Genomic DNA, 19082 nt, shown 5'->3' on the forward strand with positions numbered 1-19082 from the left:
TCCTGCACCAGCGCGCGTGCGATCCTAGCGGGATGATCAGCACGCCATCCAACGCCACGGCCGCCATTCCGCTGAGCAACGCCAGCTATCCCGACCGCATCGCCTTCATGGTCGAGCTGGCCGAGCGCCTGCACCTGTACGGCACCACTGCGCAGCGACTGGAAGGCGCGCTGCTGTCGGTCGCCGATCGCCTGCGCGTGGAGTGCGAACCCTGGGTCAGCCCCACTGCCCTGATCATGTCGTTCAGCGACCCGCAACAGTTGCCCGGGCACAGCGACATCACCCGCGTGATCCGGCTGCCGCCCGGTGACACGGACCTGCAACGCCTTGTGGAGACGGACCGCATCGCCGAGGCCGTGATCGCCGGTGAGATGGGACTGGCGGCTGCATTGGAGGCCATGAACGAGTTGGACACCCCGCCCACCCGCTGGTCACAGGCCTTGCAGGTCATGGCCTTCGGACTGGTGGCGGCGGCCGTGGGCGGATTGCTGCGACTGCCTTGGCTGGACATCGCCGTGGCCGGATTCAATGGCTTGCTGATCGGGTTGCTGACCGTGCTGGCGGCGTCGCGACCGCGATTGCGGGAGGCGTCCGATGCGCTGCTGGCGATGGTCGCCACCCTCGTGGTGGTGCTGGTGGCCACCTTCATTGCGCCGCTCAACCAGAACACCGTGATCATCGCCTCGCTGATCGTCTTGTTGCCAGGTCTCTCGCTGACCAACGCCATGAACGAGTTGACCAGTCAGCACCTGGTATCGGGTACGGCGCGCGCCGCGGGCGCGCTTTCCACTGTGCTCAAGTTGACCCTGGGCACGGTCATTGCCCTCTATCTGGCGCACCTTGTCGGTCTCGAACCGGAGGTACGCGCTCTGCGTCCGCAGCCACCGTGGGTGGAATGGCCGGCGCTGGCCGCCGCGTCACTCGCGTTTGCCGTGCTGTTCCGAGCGCACGTGCGGGACTACCCGCTGGTCATGATTTCAGCCGCAGCCGGTTATCTGATCTCGCGCTACGGGGGCTTGGCCTGGGGCAGCCCGGTCGGGATCTTCCTGGCGGCCCTGGTATTGACGGTTGCAGGCAATGGCTATGCGCGTTGGTTTGATCGCCCCGGCGCACTGGTCCGGGTACCGGGAATCATCCTGCTATTGCCCGGCAGCGTCAGCCTGCGCGGGATGATGGACCTGGTCCAGCGCCAGGACGTGGCAGTGGGTCAGGATGCGCTGATGGCGGTAGTGAACATCCTGCTGGCCGTTATCGCCGGGCTGCTGTTTGGCAACCTGCTCCTGCCGACGCGCAAGAACCTCTAGCGAAGCAAAAACGAAAACGCCGGCAAATGCCGGCGTTTTCGTTGCTGCCGACACAGGGCCGGCACGACCGAAGTCAAATGCGTCTGCGCATCAACCCTCGGGATTGATCAGGAACTCATCACGATTACGACCGGCGTCGGTAAATGCGGTCAACCAACGCGGTTGACGGCCACGACCTGTCCAGGTCTCGTTGGGGTTTTCCGGGTTGCGGTATTTCGGCGCGACCTTGCCCGTGGTCTTGCGCGCCTTGCGCGGCGCACTGCTGCGGGTTCGCGATTCAGCGGGCGCCGCGCTCGCACCGCCAAACAGCTCGGCAATCGTGTATCCCTCGTTCTTGGCTGCCTGCATCACGCGCTTGCGCGCCTGGGCAATAGGCTTGCGCTTGCTGAGCGTGGTCTTGCGCTTCTTGGCCTGATTGATCAGTGCGGTGAGCTCTTTGGGCGTCAGGGCTTCAATATCGAGTGGCATCGGGGATTCTCCGGGAGATGGTGAAACTCGGCCGTGGCACGGCCGGCGAGCTAATACTAGGCCGGTCAGCGCAGTTAGTAAACGCGACTTATTATTGAAACCGGCCCGGCATTCATATCCGTGGCTCCGGGTTTGCCGAATCAGCGGTTAACCCGCGGAACCGAGCCGGGTCAGCAACGCGTCCAGCCCGATGTTTTCGGACGCCTCGGCCAGCCGGTGACGGTATTCAAAAGTGCCGGCGACAATACCGCGCTCGGAAACCACGATCCGGTGCGGGATGCCTATCAGCTCCATATCGGCAAACATCGCCCCCGGCCGCAGACCGCGATCATCCATAGCAGCCTCGATGCCCATGCCGTTCAACTGACGGTGCAGTGCTTCGGCAGCGACCACGACGGCCGGATCCTTCTTCGGATTGATGATGCAGATCACCGCCTGCCAGGGCGCCATCGCTTCGGGCCAGGCTATTCCGCTGGCATCGTGATTCTGCTCAATCGCTGCCGCAACGATTCGTGATACGCCGATGCCATAACAGCCCATCGTCGGAGTCACAGCCTTGCCATTGGCGTCCTGCACCGTGCAATCCATCGCCTTGGCGTAGGTGCGACCCAACTGGAAGATGTGGCCGACCTCAATGCCACGGGCAATCTGCAGCGTGCCATCGCCGTCGGGCGAGGGATCGCCCGCCACGACATTGCGGATGTCGGCCACCACGTCGGGTTCGGGCAGGTCTCGGCCCCAATTGACACCGGTCAGGTGGAACCCTTTTTCATTGGCGCCAACCACGAAGTCGGCCATCGCAGCCACGCTGCGATCAGCGATGACGTGAATCGGTTTGCTCGGCTTTACCGGACCAATGAAACCAGGCTCCGTGCCGAGGCTCTCGAGAATCTCGGCCTCCGTCGCCATCCGCACATCGGCCCGTCCGGAAAGTTTTGCCAGCTTGATCTCGTTGATCTGGTGATCGCCGCGCACCAGCGCTAGTACGAAACCCTGCTCGCCGATCATGGCGACGGATTTCACCGTGCGCTCAAGACCGGTCCCCAGCAGTTCCGCCACCGCCTCGCAGGTCCGCTGATACGGGGTTTCCACACGGGCCATGGTTTCCGCGGCGGTTGCGCGCGACCCCGGCGCAAGCGCTTCGGCCAGCTCGATATTGGCGGCATAGCCGGAGGCATCGGAGAACGCGATTGCATCCTCGCCGGAGGCGGCCAGCACGTGGAACTCGTGCGAGGCGCTGCCGCCGATGGCGCCGGTGTCAGCGAATACGGCGCGGAATTCCAATCCCAGGCGGGTGAATATCCGGTTGTACGCCTCGTGCATCACCTCGTACTGGCGGTCCAGGTCGGCGTCATCCAGATGGAAGGAGTACGCGTCCTTCATCAGGAATTCGCGAGCGCGCATGACGCCGAAGCGGGGCCGGATCTCGTCGCGGAATTTGGTCTGGATCTGGTAGAAACATGCAGGCAGCTGTTTGTAGCTGGCCAGTTCCTGACGGGCGAAATCGGTAATGACCTCCTCATGGGTCGGGCCATAGCAGTACCAGGCTTCCTTGCGGTCCTGGATCTTCAGCAACTGGCCGCCAAATTTTTCCCAGCGCCCCGTTTCCTCCCACAGCTCGCGCGGCTGTACCGACGGCATCAGCATCTCGATCGCCCCGGCGGCGTCCATTTCCTCGCGGACCACGCGTTCGACCTTGCGCAGCACGCGCAGCCCCAGTGGCGTCCAGGTGTAGAGGCCGGAGGCGAGCTTGCGGATCATGCCGGCCTTGAGCATCAGCTTGTGGCTGATGATTTCCGCCTCGGCGGGGACTTCCTTGCTGGTGTGAAGATGGAATTGCGAGAGGCGCATGGCGGAACCGGCAGAATGGTCGGGCGCCTATTCTGCCTCACCGTGGGCCCTGCCGGCCGTCGTCGGTTCAGGACCGCCCGTACACGTCCTCAAGGCGGACGATGTCGTCCTCGCCGAGGTAACCGCCGGACTGGACCTCGATCAACTCCACCGGCTCGGCGCCGCGATTGCGCAGCCGGTGGACGCTGCCCAGCGGAATAAACGTGCTCTCGTTCTCATGCAGGTCGAAAACGCGCTCATCGCATGTCACTTCCGCGGTGCCCGACACCACCACCCAGTGCTCCGCCCTGTGCTGGTGCTTCTGCAGGCTCAGCGCCGCACCGGGCTTGACCACGATCCGCTTGACCTGGAAACGCTCGCCCACGCCGATGGAGTCGTAGCTACCCCACGGCCGATACACCTTGCGATGGAACAGGTGTTCGCTGCGACCGGCCGCCTTGAGCTGCTCGACCACGAGTTTCACGTCCTGAACCCGGTCCTTGCGCGCCACCAGCGTCGCGTCCGGTGTATCGATGATGATCAGGTCTTCCACGCCAATCGTCGCAATGAGCCGGCGCTCCGACGCCCTGACCAGGCTGCCGGTGGTGTCCACCGAAATCACGTCGCCTTCCTGACGGTTGCCGTCGGCGTCGTGTTCGGCTACCGACCACAACGACGACCATGAGCCGATGTCACTCCAGCCGCAGCTCACCGGCACAACGGCAGCGCGGTCGGTTTTCTCCATGACCGCGTAGTCGATGGAGTCGCTGGGACTGGCCGCGAAAGCCTGCTCGTCGATCCGGATGAAATCCAGATCGCTGGAGGCCTTCGTCCAGGCGCGCTCGACCGCATCGACGATCTCCGGTGCATGCCGCGCGAGCTCGTCCAGATACCCGTGGGCACTGAACAGGAACATTCCCGAGTTCCAAGCGTAGCCACCGGCGTCCAGATACTGCTGCGCGGTTTCCAGGTCGGGCTTTTCCACAAACCGGTCGATGCGATAGCCGTCAGCGCCCAACGCCTCGCCTTGGCGGATGTAGCCGTAACCGGTTTCCGCATAGTCGGGGGTAATGCCAAAAGCGACCAGCCAGTCCTCTTGCGCCAACGAAAGCGCGCGTGCAACGGCCTCGCGGAACGCCGCCTCATCCTCGATCAGGTGATCGGCGGGCATGACCAGCAGGGTAGCGCCGGGATCGGTGCGCAACGCCTGCATCGCCGCCAGCGCGATCGCCGGCGCGGTATTGCGTGCCAGCGGCTCCAAGACGATACCGCCGTTCCCCATTGCGATCGCCTGCAGCTGCTCGCCCACCATGAAGCGGTGCAATTCGCTGCAGATCGTGATCGGCAGCTGCGCACCGGGCAGACGGCTGGCCCGCAGGATCGTCTCCTGATAGAGCGAGCGCTCCCCGATCAGGGTCAGGAACTGCTTGGGCTGGTTCTGCCGCGACAATGGCCACAAACGGGTACCACTGCCACCGCTGAGAACGACCGGATGAAGCATGCCGATTCCTTGAAATTCCGTGCCCGACAGAATAGCCCGCGACACGCTGCGATGCAGGGCCGGCTCAGATAGAATGGGCGTTCTTTCGGCCACCGATCCACGCTGTCCCGGACGCGGCCGCAGACGTAAAGCAGACTCATCAAGGACCCCCCACAACGATGAAAATCCTGGTTGGTTACAAGCGCGTCGTGGACTACAACGTCCGCGTCCAAGTGAAGCCGGACGGTTCCGGCGTGGTGACCGACGGCGTGAAGCTGTCGGCCAATCCGTTCGACGAAATCGCGCTGGAAGAGGCACTCCGCCTGCGCGACAAGGGCATTGCCACCGAGGTCGTGGTCGCCACCATCGCACCCGCCAACGCGCAGGCGCACCTGCGCAACGGGCTGGCGATGGGCGCCAATCGCGCGCTCCACGTGGTGATCGAGGACGGACAGGAAATCCAGCCGCTGACCGCCGCGCGCACGTTTCTGAAACTGATCGAGAAGGAGCAGCCTGACCTGGTGATCCTGGGCAAGCAGGCGATCGACGATGACGCCAACCAGACCGGGCAGATGCTGGCCACGATCTGGAACCGTCCACAGGCCACGTTCGCCTCCAAGCTGGAGATCGCCGATGGCAAGGCCACGGTGACCCGCGAGGTGGATACCGGCTTGGAGACCCTGGAAGTGGATCTGCCCGCCGTGGTGACCACCGACCTGCGCCTGAACGAGCCGCGCTTCATCAAGCTGCCTGACATCATGAAGGCCAAGAGCAAGCCGCTGGAGACCATCCCGTTTGCCGAGCTGGGTATCGAGTCGGGCAACCTGCTCAAGACTACCCATTACGCGCCGCCCGCCAAGCGCAGCAAGGGAGTCATGGTCAAGGACGCGGCCGAACTGGTCGCCGCACTCAAGTCAAAGGGGTTGCTGTAATGAGCAAGGTACTGATCATCGCGGAGCATCACGACGGCGCGCTCAATGCCGCGACCGCCAAATGCGTAACTGCCGCACAAGCGCTGTCACCCGAGGTCATCGATATCGTGGTCCTGGCAGCATCGCCGGACGAGATCGCCAAACAGGCGGCCAAGATCGCTGGGGTCAGCCGTGTGCTGACGGTGGCCAACGCCGCCAACGCGCAACCCATCGCGCAGACCCTGGCCCCGCAGATCGCCAAGCTGGCCGATGGCTACAGCCACGTGTTTGGTCCCTCCACCACCTTCGGCAAGGATCTGATGCCGTGCGTGGCGGCGCTGCTGGGCGTTGCCCAGGTGTCGGACGTGATGGAAGTCGAATCCAGCCACGTCTTCAAACGGCCGATCTACGCCGGCAACGCAATCATCACCGTGGAGGCGCCTGCCGCCCACACCGTGGTGGCGACCATCCGCACCGCCTCCTGGTCGGAAGCCGCACAGGGCGGCGACGCGCCGGTGGAAGCGGTGTCGGTGGAAGCCTCGCTGCCGCAGCACACCCGCTTCATCGGCCTGGCCGGTGCCAGCTCCGACCGGCCTGACCTCCAGAGCGCCAAGCGCGTGGTGTCGGGCGGACGCGGCGTCGGCTCGAAAGAGAACTTCAAGATCGTCTACGACTTCGCCGACAAGCTCGGTGCCGCGGTCGGCGCCTCGCGCGCGGCGGTGGACGCGGGTTACTGCCCCAACGAGATGCAGGTCGGCCAGACCGGCAAGATCATCTCGCCGGAGCTGTATGTTGCCATCGGTATCTCCGGCGCGATCCAGCACCTGACCGGCATCAAGGACGCCGGGACGATCGTGGCAATCAACAAGGACGGCGACGCGCCGATCTTCGAGGTTGCTGATATCGGGCTGGTGGGTGATTTGTTCACGATTTTGCCGGAATTGGAAGCGGCGCTAAGCTGATGCTTTCCGATCCGGCTCTTGTCGCCAAAGTGACCGGTACTGGAGCGGCGCCCCCAGTGTCTCTCGCCTCACCAATCGTGGCGGTGATCATCCCCAGCTATCGAGTCACCGCACATATCCTTGATGTGATCGCCCGCATTGGTGCTGAGTGCCATCACATCATTGTTGTCGATGATTGCTGTCCGGACGGCTCCGGCGACTTCGTCGAAGCCCACTGTTCCGACGCTCGTGTTGCCGTGTTAAGAAACGAGCGAAATCTTGGGGTGGGCGGCGCCGTGATGGCCGGCTACCGAGCAGCCATGAGCAGCGGAGCTGACATCCTGATCAAGATCGACGGCGATGGGCAAATGGCACCCGAATTGATTTCTCGCTTCATCCATCCCATCACCCACAACCTGGCTGATTATACAAAAGGGAACCGATTTTATGACCTTCGTCAGGTAAGTGCGATGCCTGCCGCGCGGCTATTTGGAAATGCAGTCCTTTCTTTCATGTCGAAATTTTCGACCGGATACTGGGATATATTCGACCCAACCAACGGCTATACGGCACTACACGCAAGAGTGGCTGCGAACCTGCCCCTAGAGCGCATAAGCAATCGCTATTTTTTTGAATCGGACATACTTTTCCGACTGAATACCCTGCGCGCGGTCGTGGTCGATATCCCGATGGCCGCGCGGTATGCCGATGAAGTAAGCAATCTCCGAATTTCCAAAGTCTTCGCTGAATTCCTTCGAGGCCATTTACGGAATTTCTCCAAACGGATTCTATACAACTACTTCCTAAGGGATCTGTCTGCAGCTTCAATGCAATTGGTGACGGGCGCCTGCCTACTCGCATTCGGGTCCATTTATGGGCTTATCGGCTGGCACGACTCCTCCAGCAGCGGCGTCGCGACGCCGCCAGGCACAGTAATGTTGGCTGCCCTTCCGGTGCTTGTTGGAATACAGTTACTCCTCGGATTCCTCGCTTCAGACATGCAGTCGGTACCAAAAACTCCTATTCACCCGTTGCTTTTTGACCCACAAAAAGATAGGCCAGACGTCCTGAGAGAAAATCAGCACTCCTAGACGGCGGCGAATGGTCGGAACAGCCTACCCTCTGGACCGGGGCACACATGAATAGGGAAGACAGGTTCTACTCAGCGGGTCTCCGATATCTGACGACTTTTTTTCAAAAAATATGCTAAAACAACGCAATCGAAGATGGGTCGTCTCGCGCTGTGCCTTAACGTGTAATAGATGCTGTTGCGCTACTATCCATACGGCGAGCACGGTGCCGGTTGCGCGGCCGACACGACCCCGGCACCTCACCAGCCTACTGAGGTAGTGGCCACCCTATCACGGGGACGATCCCCTCGACATTGTGCCAGCGCTCAATACTTCTTCCAGACCACCCTGTTTACGTAATCGGTATAACTGTGCAAGATGCGTACCACTTTGTCCGACACGTTGGGCATGCTGTAGTCGGCCACGCGACGGAGCAGTCGTTCGTCCCCTGCAGGCTCAGACTCCAGCACGGCCATTGCCTGTAGCACCCTCTCGGGATTCAAACCAACCATCATCACTGCGGCCTCCTCCATGCCTTCAGGGCGTTCATGCGCTTCGCGCAAGTTCAATGCGCGGAAATTTAGAATGGAAGCTTCTTCAGTAATTGTCCCGCTGTCGGATAACGTTACCTTGGCCGCACTCTGCAATCTAACGTAATCGCTGAAGCCTAAGGGCTTTAGTAAGCGCACAAGGGGATGCAGCTGAGCGCCTGTCATATCGATACGCTTGCGCGTGCGCGGGTGAGTAGAGATGATAACCGGCAACCCGTAATGACGCGCAAGGGAATTAACCACCTCGATCAGCCCCGCAAAATTCACCTCGGACTCAATATTTTCCTCTCGGTGTGCGCTGATTACAAAATATTTGCCCTCATATAGCCCGAGCCGTTCGACCACGTCAGAACGGTCAATGCGGTCGGAGTAATGCGTCAATACCTCGTACATCGGACTCCCAGTCTTGATGACACGATCGGCAGGCAGTCCCTCTGCGAGAAGATATTCCCGGGCAATATCACTATATGTGAGGTTGACGTCGGCTGTATGGTCGACGATTCGCCGATTGATCTCCTCGGGCACTCGCATGTCGAAGCAACGATTGCCTGCCTCCATGTGGAAAGTGGGGATCTTGCGACGCTTGGCCGGAATTACCGATAAACAACTGTTAGTGTCACCCAAAACCAGAAGCGCATCGGGGCAAATCTCACCCAGTACCTGGTCGACCGCGATGATCACCTTGCCGATAGTTTCTGCACCCGTACAACCAGCTGCCTGCAGAAAATAGTCCGGTTTACGTATTCCCATATCCTCAAAAAAAATCCCATTGAGCTCGTAATCGTAGTTCTGCCCAGTGTGGATCAAAACGTGCTCGCAGTGCTGGTCGAGCTTTGCCAACACTTGAGACAATCGGATTATTTCGGGACGAGTGCCGACTACCGTCGCAACTTTCAACTTCCTAATGCTCATGGATACTTGCTTCATACTGGACTGGCGATAGTGTCGGGACGGGCGCGGTCGAAAACCTCGTTGGCCCACAACATTACGATCATGTCTTCGTCACCGATGTTGGTGATGTCATGCGCCCATCCCGGTATGGTCTCCACAATTACCGGTTCCGCGCCTTCCGTTTCCACCTGATACGCTTCGTTGCTGAGGACATGACGGAACCTGAAGCGAGCTTTTCCCTTTATTACTAAGAACTTTTCAGTCTTGGAGTGATGATAGTGACCACCACGGGTTATGCCGGGATGGGCGGTAAAAAACGACACCTGCCCGGAGTCCTTCGTTTTCAACATTTCCACGAAGACCCCGCGTTGATCCGCGTACTGCGGAATACTGTAACTGAAGGCGGCGGTAGGGAGATAACTGACGTACGTCGCGTATAGGGCGCGTACCAAGCCGGAACCGACCCGCTCAGTGGTGAGCGATTGCCGAGCCTCCACAAAGGCCTCGATCTGCCGGGCGAGTTCGCCGACAGTACTATTATAAACGGGGGACACCTCGGAAAACCCTGAATTGTCCGGGGGAGTAGACAGGAACCGGACTAATTCGGCCACCACGTCGTCGATGTACACCAACGCCATAGGAGCTGCTGGATCGTCGATCCGAATCGGAAAACCACGTGCAATGTTGTGACAGAAGGTTGCTACCACAGAGTTGTAATTTGGTCGGCACCATTTGCCAAACACATTCGGTAGACGATAGATGGCCACTGGAGCACCCGCCTCTCTACCGTAGCGGAGCAGGAGCTCTTCGGCAGCGCGCTTGCTGGTCCCATAGGGCGTGTCGCGCTCGGCCTGGGTGGATGATGCAAAGGCGATCGGCACCGCTCGCCCGGCGTCGCAAAGGACATCACACAGCCACGCACTTAGCCCGGTGTTGCAGATCGCAAATTCTGCGGGATCACCGGGACGGTTGACACCCGCAAGATGAATCACCGCGTCTGCTTCCCCGATGGCTTCAGCGAACTCCGCTTTGCTGGTGGCGCGTGTCACCGCCAGCACTTCCATGTCCGAGTGCTCGGAGAGGGCGACACGAAGATTTTTCCCGATGAATCCGTCAGCACCGGTGATCAGTATCTTCATGATCAACCCTCTAGGCGTGGCGTGCGGCCGGCAATGAGGTCGCGAATGAACTGAAGTTTCAGCAGCAATTGCTTCATTCCTTCCACATCAAGTTGCTCCGTGTTGTGCGAATTGTAATCGTCGCTACGGGTGATACCGGGCTCACCTTGCTCTACATATTTGCCATAGTTGAGGTCTCGAAGATCGGGAGGAATGCGGAAGTAGCCCTCCAGATCCTGCGCATGGGCGCGCTCCTCCCGGCTGAGTAACGTTTCGTGAAGTTTCTCGCCATGTCGGGTTCCGATGACATCGATCTGATGTCGGGGTCTATCAAGGAGATCAAACAGCGCGTGCGCTAGGACCTCCAGCGTCGCTGCCGGCGCCTTCTGCACAAATATGTCGCCGCTATGTCCGTGCTCGAAGGCATACTGCACCAAGTCGACAGCATCATCCAACGTCATCATGAAACGCGTCATCGCGGGGTCGGTGATGGTCAACGGCTTGCCGGCGAGGATCTGCTCTACAAAGAGAGGGATCACCGAACCTCGTGATGCCATGACGTTGCCATAGCGAGTCCCGCAGATGGTTGTGCGCTCGGGGTCGGCGCTGCGTGACTTTGCCACGAACACCTTTTCCATCATCGCCTTAGAGATCCCCATCGCGTTAATCGGATAAACCGCCTTGTCGGTGCTGAGGCAGATGACCTTGCGCACGCCGCACTGGATGGCCGCCTCGACAACATGCTCGGTACCGATTACGTTGGTCTTCACTGCCTCCATTGGATGGAATTCACAAGAAGGCACTTGCTTCAGCGCTGCCGCATGAAAGACGTAGTCAACGCCGCGCATTACGGTAAGGACAGACTGCGGATCACGTACGTCGCCAATATGAAATTTGAGCTTCGGATTGGCGTAGAGCTTACGCATGTCATCCTGCTTCTTCTCATCGCGACTGAATATACGGACCTCATTGATATCGGTCTCCAGAAAACGCCGGAGCACGGCATTTCCGAACGACCCGGTCCCACCGGTGATCAGTAGTGTTTTCTTCTTAAACATGTATCGGCTCCGTTTCAACTTCACTGGTCAACACAAATATCTTGCAATCCGTCCAGAATGGCAGCGGGTATCCCCTCGACTCAGCGCCATGGAGAACTGGAATTCCTGATACTCGTCAAGACACGCCTAGCGTATTTTGCTCAGAACTAGGACCTAAAAATCCCGAAACAGGAGCAAAAATGTCGGGCAAAAAACCGGCATTTGATATTGGAAATAGGATCGACTGATTTGCCATATTTAAACGCAAGAATCCGCTTTATTCGCGAACTTCAATCCATCCCGGAACATCGTGCATTTATCCCTATGCTTTGGCAGTCAGGGTCATCAATAACACTCCGGCAGTGATCATGAAAATGCCGGCCCATTGCGCTCCGCCGAGCTTTTCTCCGTAAAGCCACCAGCTCGACAGCGCAATGAGGAAATAGAACAGTCCTCCCGAAATCGCAAACGCGATTCCCAGCTTCATCCGACTCACCACGACCACCCATACCAAAAATCCGACCCCCTGGATCGCAATGGCTGCGATGATACTGGGCGACAGGACTGCCGCCACCAGCCATTGTGCGCCCTTCAGATCCGGCATACGCTGGGCAATGGTGTTGACTCCATTCTTGATGAGCAACTGACTTGCCATCGTGGACAAAGTCACAAAGGAGATCATCAATATCTCGCGAATCATCGGTCAGCACCATTCCGGACATGTTTGAAAGTCGCCTCAATGCAATCGACAGCATGTTCGACGGAAAATTTTTCGTTAACGAACGCTTGCCCACGTTTCCCAATAACTCCCAGTTGCGTGGGATCGATGAGCATTTCCATCATTTTTGACATGAAGGTATCCGGGTCATCCGAGACACTGTACTCGACCCCAGAAAGAGAAGAATGTTTCCGCACCAGATCAGGGAGTGGTGTTGAAAGCACCGGCAATCCGGCCGCCTGGTACTGCAAAATCTTGATCGGAATAATGTCCTTGGTGATGCTGTTTATCTCGAAGGGATTGAGTGCGAGTACTGCGAGAGACAAGTAGCGCGGTACATCTTGATAGGAAACCATTCCGGTCAACACCACTCGTCCCTGGAGTTCGAGCTCCTCTACCAGCGAGGCCAACTCCATGTCCTGATCACCGCCGCCGACGATCAACAATTTGAGCGAGGGCATTTCTTCCAGTGCGACCGGCATCCTGCGAACCAGACTGACCAATCCGCTGAAGGAATAGGTGGTACCCAGAAACAGCGCAATGGTGTCTTGGTCGGACAGCCCATACAGCTCTCGCAGCGCCGCATCGGGGGGGCGTGGAGCAAAGTGGACACTATCCACGCCGTGATCCACTACGACTGTTCGTGATGAAATGTCGGATCCCGCAATCCGCGAAGCATACGAACTCATCTCTTCATTGGTCACCAGCACTTTGTCAGCGTGACGATAGATGAAGCGCTCTCCGAGGCGAAGGATTGTTTGTATCGCCAGTCCCGGCCTGAGCCGATGATAGGCATCCAGCACCCGGTATACCACGGGCACTCCAAATTTCCGTCCCAAGCGGACCGCCTGGGTGCCATTGATGAATACCGAGTATACAAACACGACATCGATATTCCCGCGGCGCAGGCGGTCGACGAGCATTTTCCGGAAACGTATGCGCGCCTCGATGAATTTGTAACCGGGCATGTTGCCATGCGCAATCCTGGTCAGCGTGACCGACCCCTCGCCGGTCCTGCTGACTTGCGAGCTTCCCGCAGATGTCCGCGACGCCTCATTGAAGTCAATGACTTCCACCTCATAGCCACGTCCTGCCAAGCGCTCAGGGAAGTCCTGATATTCGTATACAGGCTTTTCCAAGTATGGCACCTCATGAATCCAAAGAATCTTCATTATGACGCCCCCTTGGTCATCGTTTTAACTCCAGAATGTAGCTATTTCCTGAAGACGCAACCACCCGTTCGGATGATATGAGATCCTCCATTCCGGAAATGCAGGCACTAGCTCTTTCCGCCGGCAAGAACAAATACCTAACACCCTCCTCGTGAAGCCATTGGCGATCGAAGATCTTGCACACATGCTCCTCGTAGTTCACTGTGCTGTAGTCGTCATCACCGTAGTAATAGTAGAACGCAAGGGGCATTCCAATTAAGTGGGGGGCGATTCTTGCCCCACCTACAGGAAAGACCCACCGCTCGCCTCCCAGTCGCAGAACGGAATTTGGCAGCAACATTCTATCGTCATTTTTATCCGGACCATTATTTTTTTCTAAATACTCATCGAACGCAGCCAATACATCCATATCTGACTGATCTGCGCACCCCATTGAACCGCAGTATGAAAATCCCGGTTGAACGCGGTGTTGTTGCACTGGATGAACGAGGGAAGCCACCATCACTATAAACATAGTGCCGATCCCTGCAACCTTTATATTGGAACTTCCTTCTTTCGACAACGCTGAAATGCAGACCGAGAGCAGGTACGTCAACAACAATGCCTTATGCTGTGACAGGCTGAACTCAAAATATGGCGATAGCAGATAGAACCGAGCATCAGATAGAAGAGTACTAAACACCCCACTAGCGATCCAAACTGCCGTAACAACGACGCTTCCCATGAGCCAGACGGGCCAGACTTTGCCCGGCCCACGAAAAGCGGCCAAAACGGCAATCGGCGTAGAAGCAAGGATCAAAAAAACTGGCACCGGCTGTCCCGAATAGAGCTTAATTCCGTCAAGAACGAAGGACTTCCATTGAACTAGTTTTGGGGCTAACGCACGTAACATTTCCGCAGGGCTCAGAGTATTCATGTCCCCAATGAGCTGCACCTTTCCGCTCGCAACGCTTCCACCACCGATGAATGCGCTGTAATAAGGATCAAGCATGAGCATGACTACTGCGACTGGAGGTACAAGCCATAACGGGGAGATCCGCCGGACTCTCGAAAAGTCAACGACCAGATATCCGAACAGAAGTATGCATGGCACCACAATGTTTACCGGATTAAGAACTGCCAACACAAAGATACACAGCGAAAGCAACGTGAATTTTGCGGGTTTTTTCGAATCCCCAAGTCGCGCCCGTGACAACAGGAGCACTGCGAAAAGGGCAAACCAGATGACGCTTATCTGACGACCCAACCCCTCCATGTGACTGTATTGCTGGTAGAGCGGGAAAAGGAACCCGGCAGAGGTTACGCCAAGGGCAGTCAGGGCACTCAACATCTTTGCTATCGGATTCCTCAAGCAGCGGCTCGCCGCCTCGCCCAACAACAATGCTGCAAGTAGCGTCTGAATCAAAGGCAGCGCCGCCAACGCGTTCCTTACGTCGAGAAACGACAAGAGGGACCACAGATATGTAATAGCCGCAGTGCCAGCCGGGTAGCCGAATGCACTGCTACCCCATCCGGAGGTTTCTCGCGGAATGGCTCCCAGTCGCTCCACTTGCTTGGCAAAAAATGAATGGATATCGGGATCGCTGGACAGCATAACTGCCCTCGGCAGTTCTCGGTCCGCAACCCACATCGCAATAGCGACAATAATCGCAACCTGGAGAATCATCCAGTTTCGCGAATGAGACGTTCTCCACACACGGTGAAAGATATCCGTTCTGCACAGCACGTAGTACAAACAAGCGAGCACGACAACATACATCTCTGCTCGACTCATTCCGAGGTATGGAAAAATGCCTGCGATCATCGATCTTATATATACATAGGCAACAGAAACCGTTTGACCGAGTGCTATCCACAGGAAAAGAGACGGTGTGTGCGCGTAACCAATCCGAAATCGGCTCGAGACAGCGGCGCCGACAGCCGCAAACGAACAGATTGCAAATACGAGTCTGGCGCCGTACTTCAACCCCCGGCCGCTCACACAACCGCCGCCCTGACAGCCAACCCCCAATAACGAATAGCCCCACCATATCGCTACAACGATGATTGGAGCGAGCCACGCAGGGTTCCGAGATAAATACGCACCTATGCCAACCGTCAATCGCCGGCCATGTCGCCAAGCGAGACGTGCGCATATCGCCAATGCCAAGAGGCCGAGGATTGCCAAGCCAGCAACCCACGCCAAATCGATCTCGACAGAGATCGGCACATCAAAATCAAAGTGGGGATCTGTTCCTTTGGATTCGAACGCCAGCATGTCGCCCCCGTACAACGGCTCCAGCTGATTTATCGGCCGTATCCAGCGCGACAGTTCATGGCCAGATACGGTCTTACGGAGCGTGCCCTGCTCGATGCTTAAGCTGCTAATCTTGACCAATCCAACTTTCGAACCGGGATCAATTCTTACCGACGTTACGACTTCTTTCGTTGGCAGTTCGAATGAATAGCGATGATAGTCCCCGTCAGGGCTTATCTCAAATTTAATCGATTTGGCTTCGCTGTAGCCTGCCCCCGATGCGTAGAACACTTGGCCATCTCGCGAAGTAGATGTCGCCATCTCCAATACGACCGTCAGCGGGGACGGAGTGAGCCAATAAGCTAGTGCGCACATGCAAAAAACGAGCGTTGCGAGGAGCAACACTTCAGCTTTCAGCAGGGCGGTTTTCTTGCTCATACGATTCTAGTGGTTGGACGTGCTGGGGTTAGCCGTGAAATCGTCACTCGACAACCAGCATTCGCGCATCGAGATCACACTCCTTCTGCGCCGCTGTCGATGTGCCCGAAATGATGACCAACGCATAGCTCCCGGGAATCATGTCGACTCGGGCAAGAAGGTTGTAACCGGAGGTGGCGAGCGCCTCGCTGGACAATGCCTTGGCAACGTCGGGACGGGCCACGCCGGCGAGAACCGGAATCGAATACGACCTTCCTTCGCCTCGAAAAACGAACAACGCGTCTGCCGGCACCTGCTTGTCGTCATCCGCCACCCAACCGGAAAACCACACTTCCGTTCCGGCCTTCACTGAGGTCAACCTCGCGTCTCCACCGTTCACGGCGTCAAGGGCACAGGATCCACCTGTCATCGCGGGTTCCGTCGCGACAAAGTCCTCGACCGGGACCGGCTCAATACTCCCGCTGCCATCCAGCGGGCCCGCGATCATGGATGCCGCGGATTCGCCCGCCGGGGTTGCGACCTCACTTGTTCCGCATCCGCTCAGCACACCCGCTACCAGCAGGGCGCACAATCCGGCGGTTGAGCCTGGCCTCATTGCGATATCTCCTTCGTAATTCCCTCAGCTCGCAGGGCCAAGAGAGTGGAAAAGCCCGCCAGATATTTTCTCGGCGGAAATGCAAGATCGAACGGGACCCCGGCCACGGTCAGGTTGGGGTTGTAGCAGGGGTCGGCCAACAGGGAGTCTCCCCAGCGTGACAGCATAATTTTGATCTCGCCGTTGAACCGAGCGATTTTCTCGGGGGTATCCTCATAACCCCGAGATGCGGATTCGTGATGGTACAGCGTGGCATAGGGCGTCCACAGGTTGCGATAACCGGCCGCCAGTACCTTGACGCAGAAATCGACATCATTGAACGCAATAGTCAATGTCTCATCCAGCCCACCTACCTCATCGAACACCTCTTTGCGTACCAACAGGCACGCGGCGGTGACCGCAGACATCTCTTGGGCGAGCAAAGCCCGCCCGCACTGGCCATTGGTACCGGCCGGCAACCCCGTATAGGCGTGGCCTGCAACACTGCCCATGCCCAGCACCACGCCGGCGTGCTGGATGGTGTCGTTGGGGTAGTACAACATCGCGCCAACGGCTCCGATCTCCGGGCGGATGGCCTGGCTGACCATGATCGTCATCCAGTCTGGCGTGATCACCTCGATGTCGTTGTTCACCAGCCCGATGACCGAGCCAGTGGCGCGTTTAGCGGCGTAGTTGTTGATCTTGGAATAATTGAAAGGCGCATCGTAGTGCAGTACGCGTACTCGTGACTCGGACCCCAACTCTCGGAAGTAATCGAATGTCGCAGCCTCCTGCGACTGATTATCGACGATGATTATTTCGTAATCCGGGTAATTGGTTTTGTCGAGGATGCTCTGCACGCACATGCGCAGCAGTTCGACCTTGTCCCGCGTCGGGATGATCAGGCTGACCCTGGGGGGCGATGGAAGCTCGCGATATACATTCAGGTGCCCGGAGTGGTTGATCTCGATGCGCGCGCGCTGCCCGGTGCGCTTCAAATGTTCCTCAACCGCACGCCAGCCAGCGCTGCCGGCGTAATCCTTCTGCTGGACCCCCAGCGCGGTCGAACCTGCGATGGCGCGCCAGTGATAAAGGACCTTGGGCACATGGCCGATCTCGTCAGGCCGTAGCTTCTCCACGCATCGCAACGCAAGATCCCAGTCCTGCGCGCCCTCGAAACCCTTCCTGAAGCCGCCCACCTCACGCACCAGTGCAGTCTCGTATATCCCCAGGTGGCTGATGCAGTTCTGGGACAGGAACAACTCGTAATTCCAATCGGGCTTGAAGTACGGTGAAAACCGCACGCCTTTGCCGTCGATCTTGTCTTCGTCGGAATAAACCAAACGCCATTGCGGACTGATGTTGATAGCCTTGACCATTTCCAGCAGAGAGTGCGGACGCAGCTCATCGTCGTGATCCAGCAGCGCAATGTATTCACCCTCCGCAAAATCCAGGGCCGAATTGGTCGCCTCCGAGATATGCCCGTTGTGTTCGCGGATGTGAACGCGTATGCGTGGATCGCGCTGCGCATATTCGTCCAGCACCCGACGTACGTGCCGCGATGGTGATGCATCATCGGCGATGCACAGCTCCCAGTTCGGATAGACCTGCGCCAAGACACTGTCAAGGCATTTCCGCAGCCAGCGCTCCTTGGGTTCGTACACCGGAACAAGGATCGATACGAGCGGCTGGTGCGTCAGCTCGGCGACTTTCTCATGCAGGAGCTCGACATCCACTGTGCTGAGGGTGTCGTAATTTCGTACCCAGGCCACGTAATCGTCTGCGGCGGGTTGGATCAATTGCATGTAGCGAGCGTAGGCATCCTGACCGCCCTGGCGTAGCCTTCCAGTGCAGGCAGCCCGCGCGAAAGGCAGCAGCACATCGCGTGAGCGCTGCCAATCCCGCTCAGGGCCGGCAACGCCGATCACCATCCGCGCCAGTGCTTCGATGCGACTCAGACGACGCAGCCGCACGTAGGGCAGGCGAAAGCGTGCCGTCTTGGTACTGGGATCAAAACGCAGCTGGGTGACCGGATGCTTCAGGAGGATAACGGCGCGGATGCGACCGTTTTCATCGGGTTCCGGCAGCAGCACCCGTCCGGACTCCGCGATGCCCACACCGTAGTCCGGATATAGGCAGGGGGACATCAGCAGTCCTTCGACCTTCTCGAAATCCGCTTCGAAAAGATACCAGCCGCCTTTGAGCGCCAGCTGACGGTCACCCAACAGGAACTGCGGGTCTTCGTTGCGGGAAAGCCAGAAGTCGCCGTCCGGACCGTGATCTTCCCGCAGAATATTTGCCAGCGGGATCAGACCCAGCCTGTATGACGCGCTCATCCACTCC

The 19082-nt window shown here is 58.3% G+C and carries 15 protein-coding genes; 4 read left to right on the plus strand and 11 right to left on the minus strand.

Features of this window, described 5'->3' with window-relative positions; all coding sequences use genetic code 11:
- Nucleotides 1–32: 32 nt before the first annotated feature.
- A complete protein-coding gene (locus KZ491_RS07565) occupies nt 33–1304 on the plus strand; it encodes a threonine/serine exporter family protein (protein ID WP_222565209.1) in 1272 nt (423 codons plus the stop codon).
- A gap of 90 nt (nt 1305–1394) precedes the next feature.
- Here KZ491_RS07565 and KZ491_RS07570 read toward each other — a convergent pair whose 3' ends face one another.
- The 3 genes from KZ491_RS07570 to KZ491_RS07580 form a co-directional block, all read right to left on the minus strand.
- Nucleotides 1395–1772: an H-NS histone family protein gene (locus KZ491_RS07570; RefSeq protein ID WP_222565210.1), complete on the minus strand. Its 378-nt coding sequence runs from the start codon at nt 1770–1772 to the stop codon at nt 1395–1397.
- Nucleotides 1773–1919: 147 nt separating this feature from the next.
- Nucleotides 1920–3623 (minus strand): proline--tRNA ligase, encoded by a 1704-nt coding sequence (locus KZ491_RS07575; RefSeq protein ID WP_222565211.1) that lies wholly within the window; start codon nt 3621–3623, stop codon nt 1920–1922.
- Nucleotides 3624–3690: 67 nt separating this feature from the next.
- Entirely contained in the window at nt 3691–5103 is a 1413-nt protein-coding gene (locus tag KZ491_RS07580) for a mannose-1-phosphate guanylyltransferase/mannose-6-phosphate isomerase (RefSeq protein WP_246606617.1), read from the minus strand.
- Between the two features lie 158 nt (nt 5104–5261).
- On the opposite strand from KZ491_RS07580, the gene KZ491_RS07585 reads away from it, so the two are divergent.
- From KZ491_RS07585 to KZ491_RS07595, 3 genes are read left to right on the plus strand one after another with little or no spacing between them, the layout of a single operon-like run.
- Nucleotides 5262–6014, plus strand: coding sequence for an electron transfer flavoprotein subunit beta/FixA family protein (locus KZ491_RS07585; RefSeq protein ID WP_222565212.1), 753 nt, complete (start codon nt 5262–5264; stop codon nt 6012–6014).
- The gene (locus tag KZ491_RS07590) at nt 6014–6955 is read left to right on the plus strand and encodes an electron transfer flavoprotein subunit alpha/FixB family protein (RefSeq protein WP_222565213.1); all 942 of its coding nucleotides are present in this window, start codon (nt 6014–6016) and stop codon (nt 6953–6955) included. The genes KZ491_RS07585 and KZ491_RS07590 overlap by 1 nt, the downstream gene beginning before the upstream one ends.
- The gene (locus tag KZ491_RS07595) at nt 6955–8025 is read left to right on the plus strand and encodes a glycosyltransferase family 2 protein (RefSeq protein WP_222565214.1); all 1071 of its coding nucleotides are present in this window, start codon (nt 6955–6957) and stop codon (nt 8023–8025) included. The genes KZ491_RS07590 and KZ491_RS07595 overlap by 1 nt, the downstream gene beginning before the upstream one ends.
- 305 nt (nt 8026–8330) lie before the next feature.
- Here KZ491_RS07595 and wecB read toward each other — a convergent pair whose 3' ends face one another.
- The 8 genes from wecB to KZ491_RS07635 all read right to left on the minus strand — a co-directional run bounded on the left by wecB (nt 8331) and on the right by KZ491_RS07635 (nt 19075).
- A complete protein-coding gene (wecB, locus tag KZ491_RS07600; protein ID WP_246606618.1) occupies nt 8331–9467 on the minus strand; it encodes a non-hydrolyzing UDP-N-acetylglucosamine 2-epimerase in 1137 nt (378 codons plus the stop codon).
- 11 nt (nt 9468–9478) lie between these two features.
- Nucleotides 9479–10585: a UDP-2-acetamido-2,6-beta-L-arabino-hexul-4-ose reductase gene (gene wbjC, locus KZ491_RS07605; RefSeq protein WP_222565215.1), complete on the minus strand. Its 1107-nt coding sequence runs from the start codon at nt 10583–10585 to the stop codon at nt 9479–9481.
- A gap of 2 nt (nt 10586–10587) precedes the next feature.
- Nucleotides 10588–11622 carry a polysaccharide biosynthesis protein gene (locus KZ491_RS07610; RefSeq protein ID WP_222565216.1) on the minus strand — a complete coding sequence of 345 codons (1035 nt, stop codon included), beginning with the start codon at nt 11620–11622 and terminating at the stop codon, nt 10588–10590.
- 301 nt (nt 11623–11923) lie between these two features.
- Nucleotides 11924–12301: a DMT family transporter gene (locus KZ491_RS07615; protein ID WP_222565217.1), complete on the minus strand. Its 378-nt coding sequence runs from the start codon at nt 12299–12301 to the stop codon at nt 11924–11926.
- Nucleotides 12298–13491, minus strand: coding sequence for a glycosyltransferase (locus KZ491_RS07620; RefSeq protein ID WP_222565218.1), 1194 nt, complete (start codon nt 13489–13491; stop codon nt 12298–12300). The genes KZ491_RS07615 and KZ491_RS07620 overlap by 4 nt, the downstream gene beginning before the upstream one ends.
- Nucleotides 13492–13507: 16 nt before the next feature.
- Nucleotides 13508–16165 (minus strand): hypothetical protein, encoded by a 2658-nt coding sequence (locus KZ491_RS07625; protein ID WP_222565219.1) that lies wholly within the window; start codon nt 16163–16165, stop codon nt 13508–13510.
- A 43-nt stretch (nt 16166–16208) separates the two neighbouring features.
- Nucleotides 16209–16652, minus strand: coding sequence for a hypothetical protein (locus KZ491_RS07630; protein ID WP_222565220.1), 444 nt, complete (start codon nt 16650–16652; stop codon nt 16209–16211).
- Nucleotides 16653–16756: 104 nt separating this feature from the next.
- Nucleotides 16757–19075 (minus strand): glycosyltransferase family 2 protein, encoded by a 2319-nt coding sequence (locus tag KZ491_RS07635; protein WP_222565221.1) that lies wholly within the window; start codon nt 19073–19075, stop codon nt 16757–16759.
- Nucleotides 19076–19082 lie beyond the last annotated feature (7 nt).

The sequence above is a fragment of the Novilysobacter antarcticus genome (genome assembly GCF_019802285.1).
In the GTDB taxonomy this organism is placed as follows: Bacteria; Pseudomonadota; Gammaproteobacteria; order Xanthomonadales; family Xanthomonadaceae; genus Novilysobacter; species Novilysobacter antarcticus.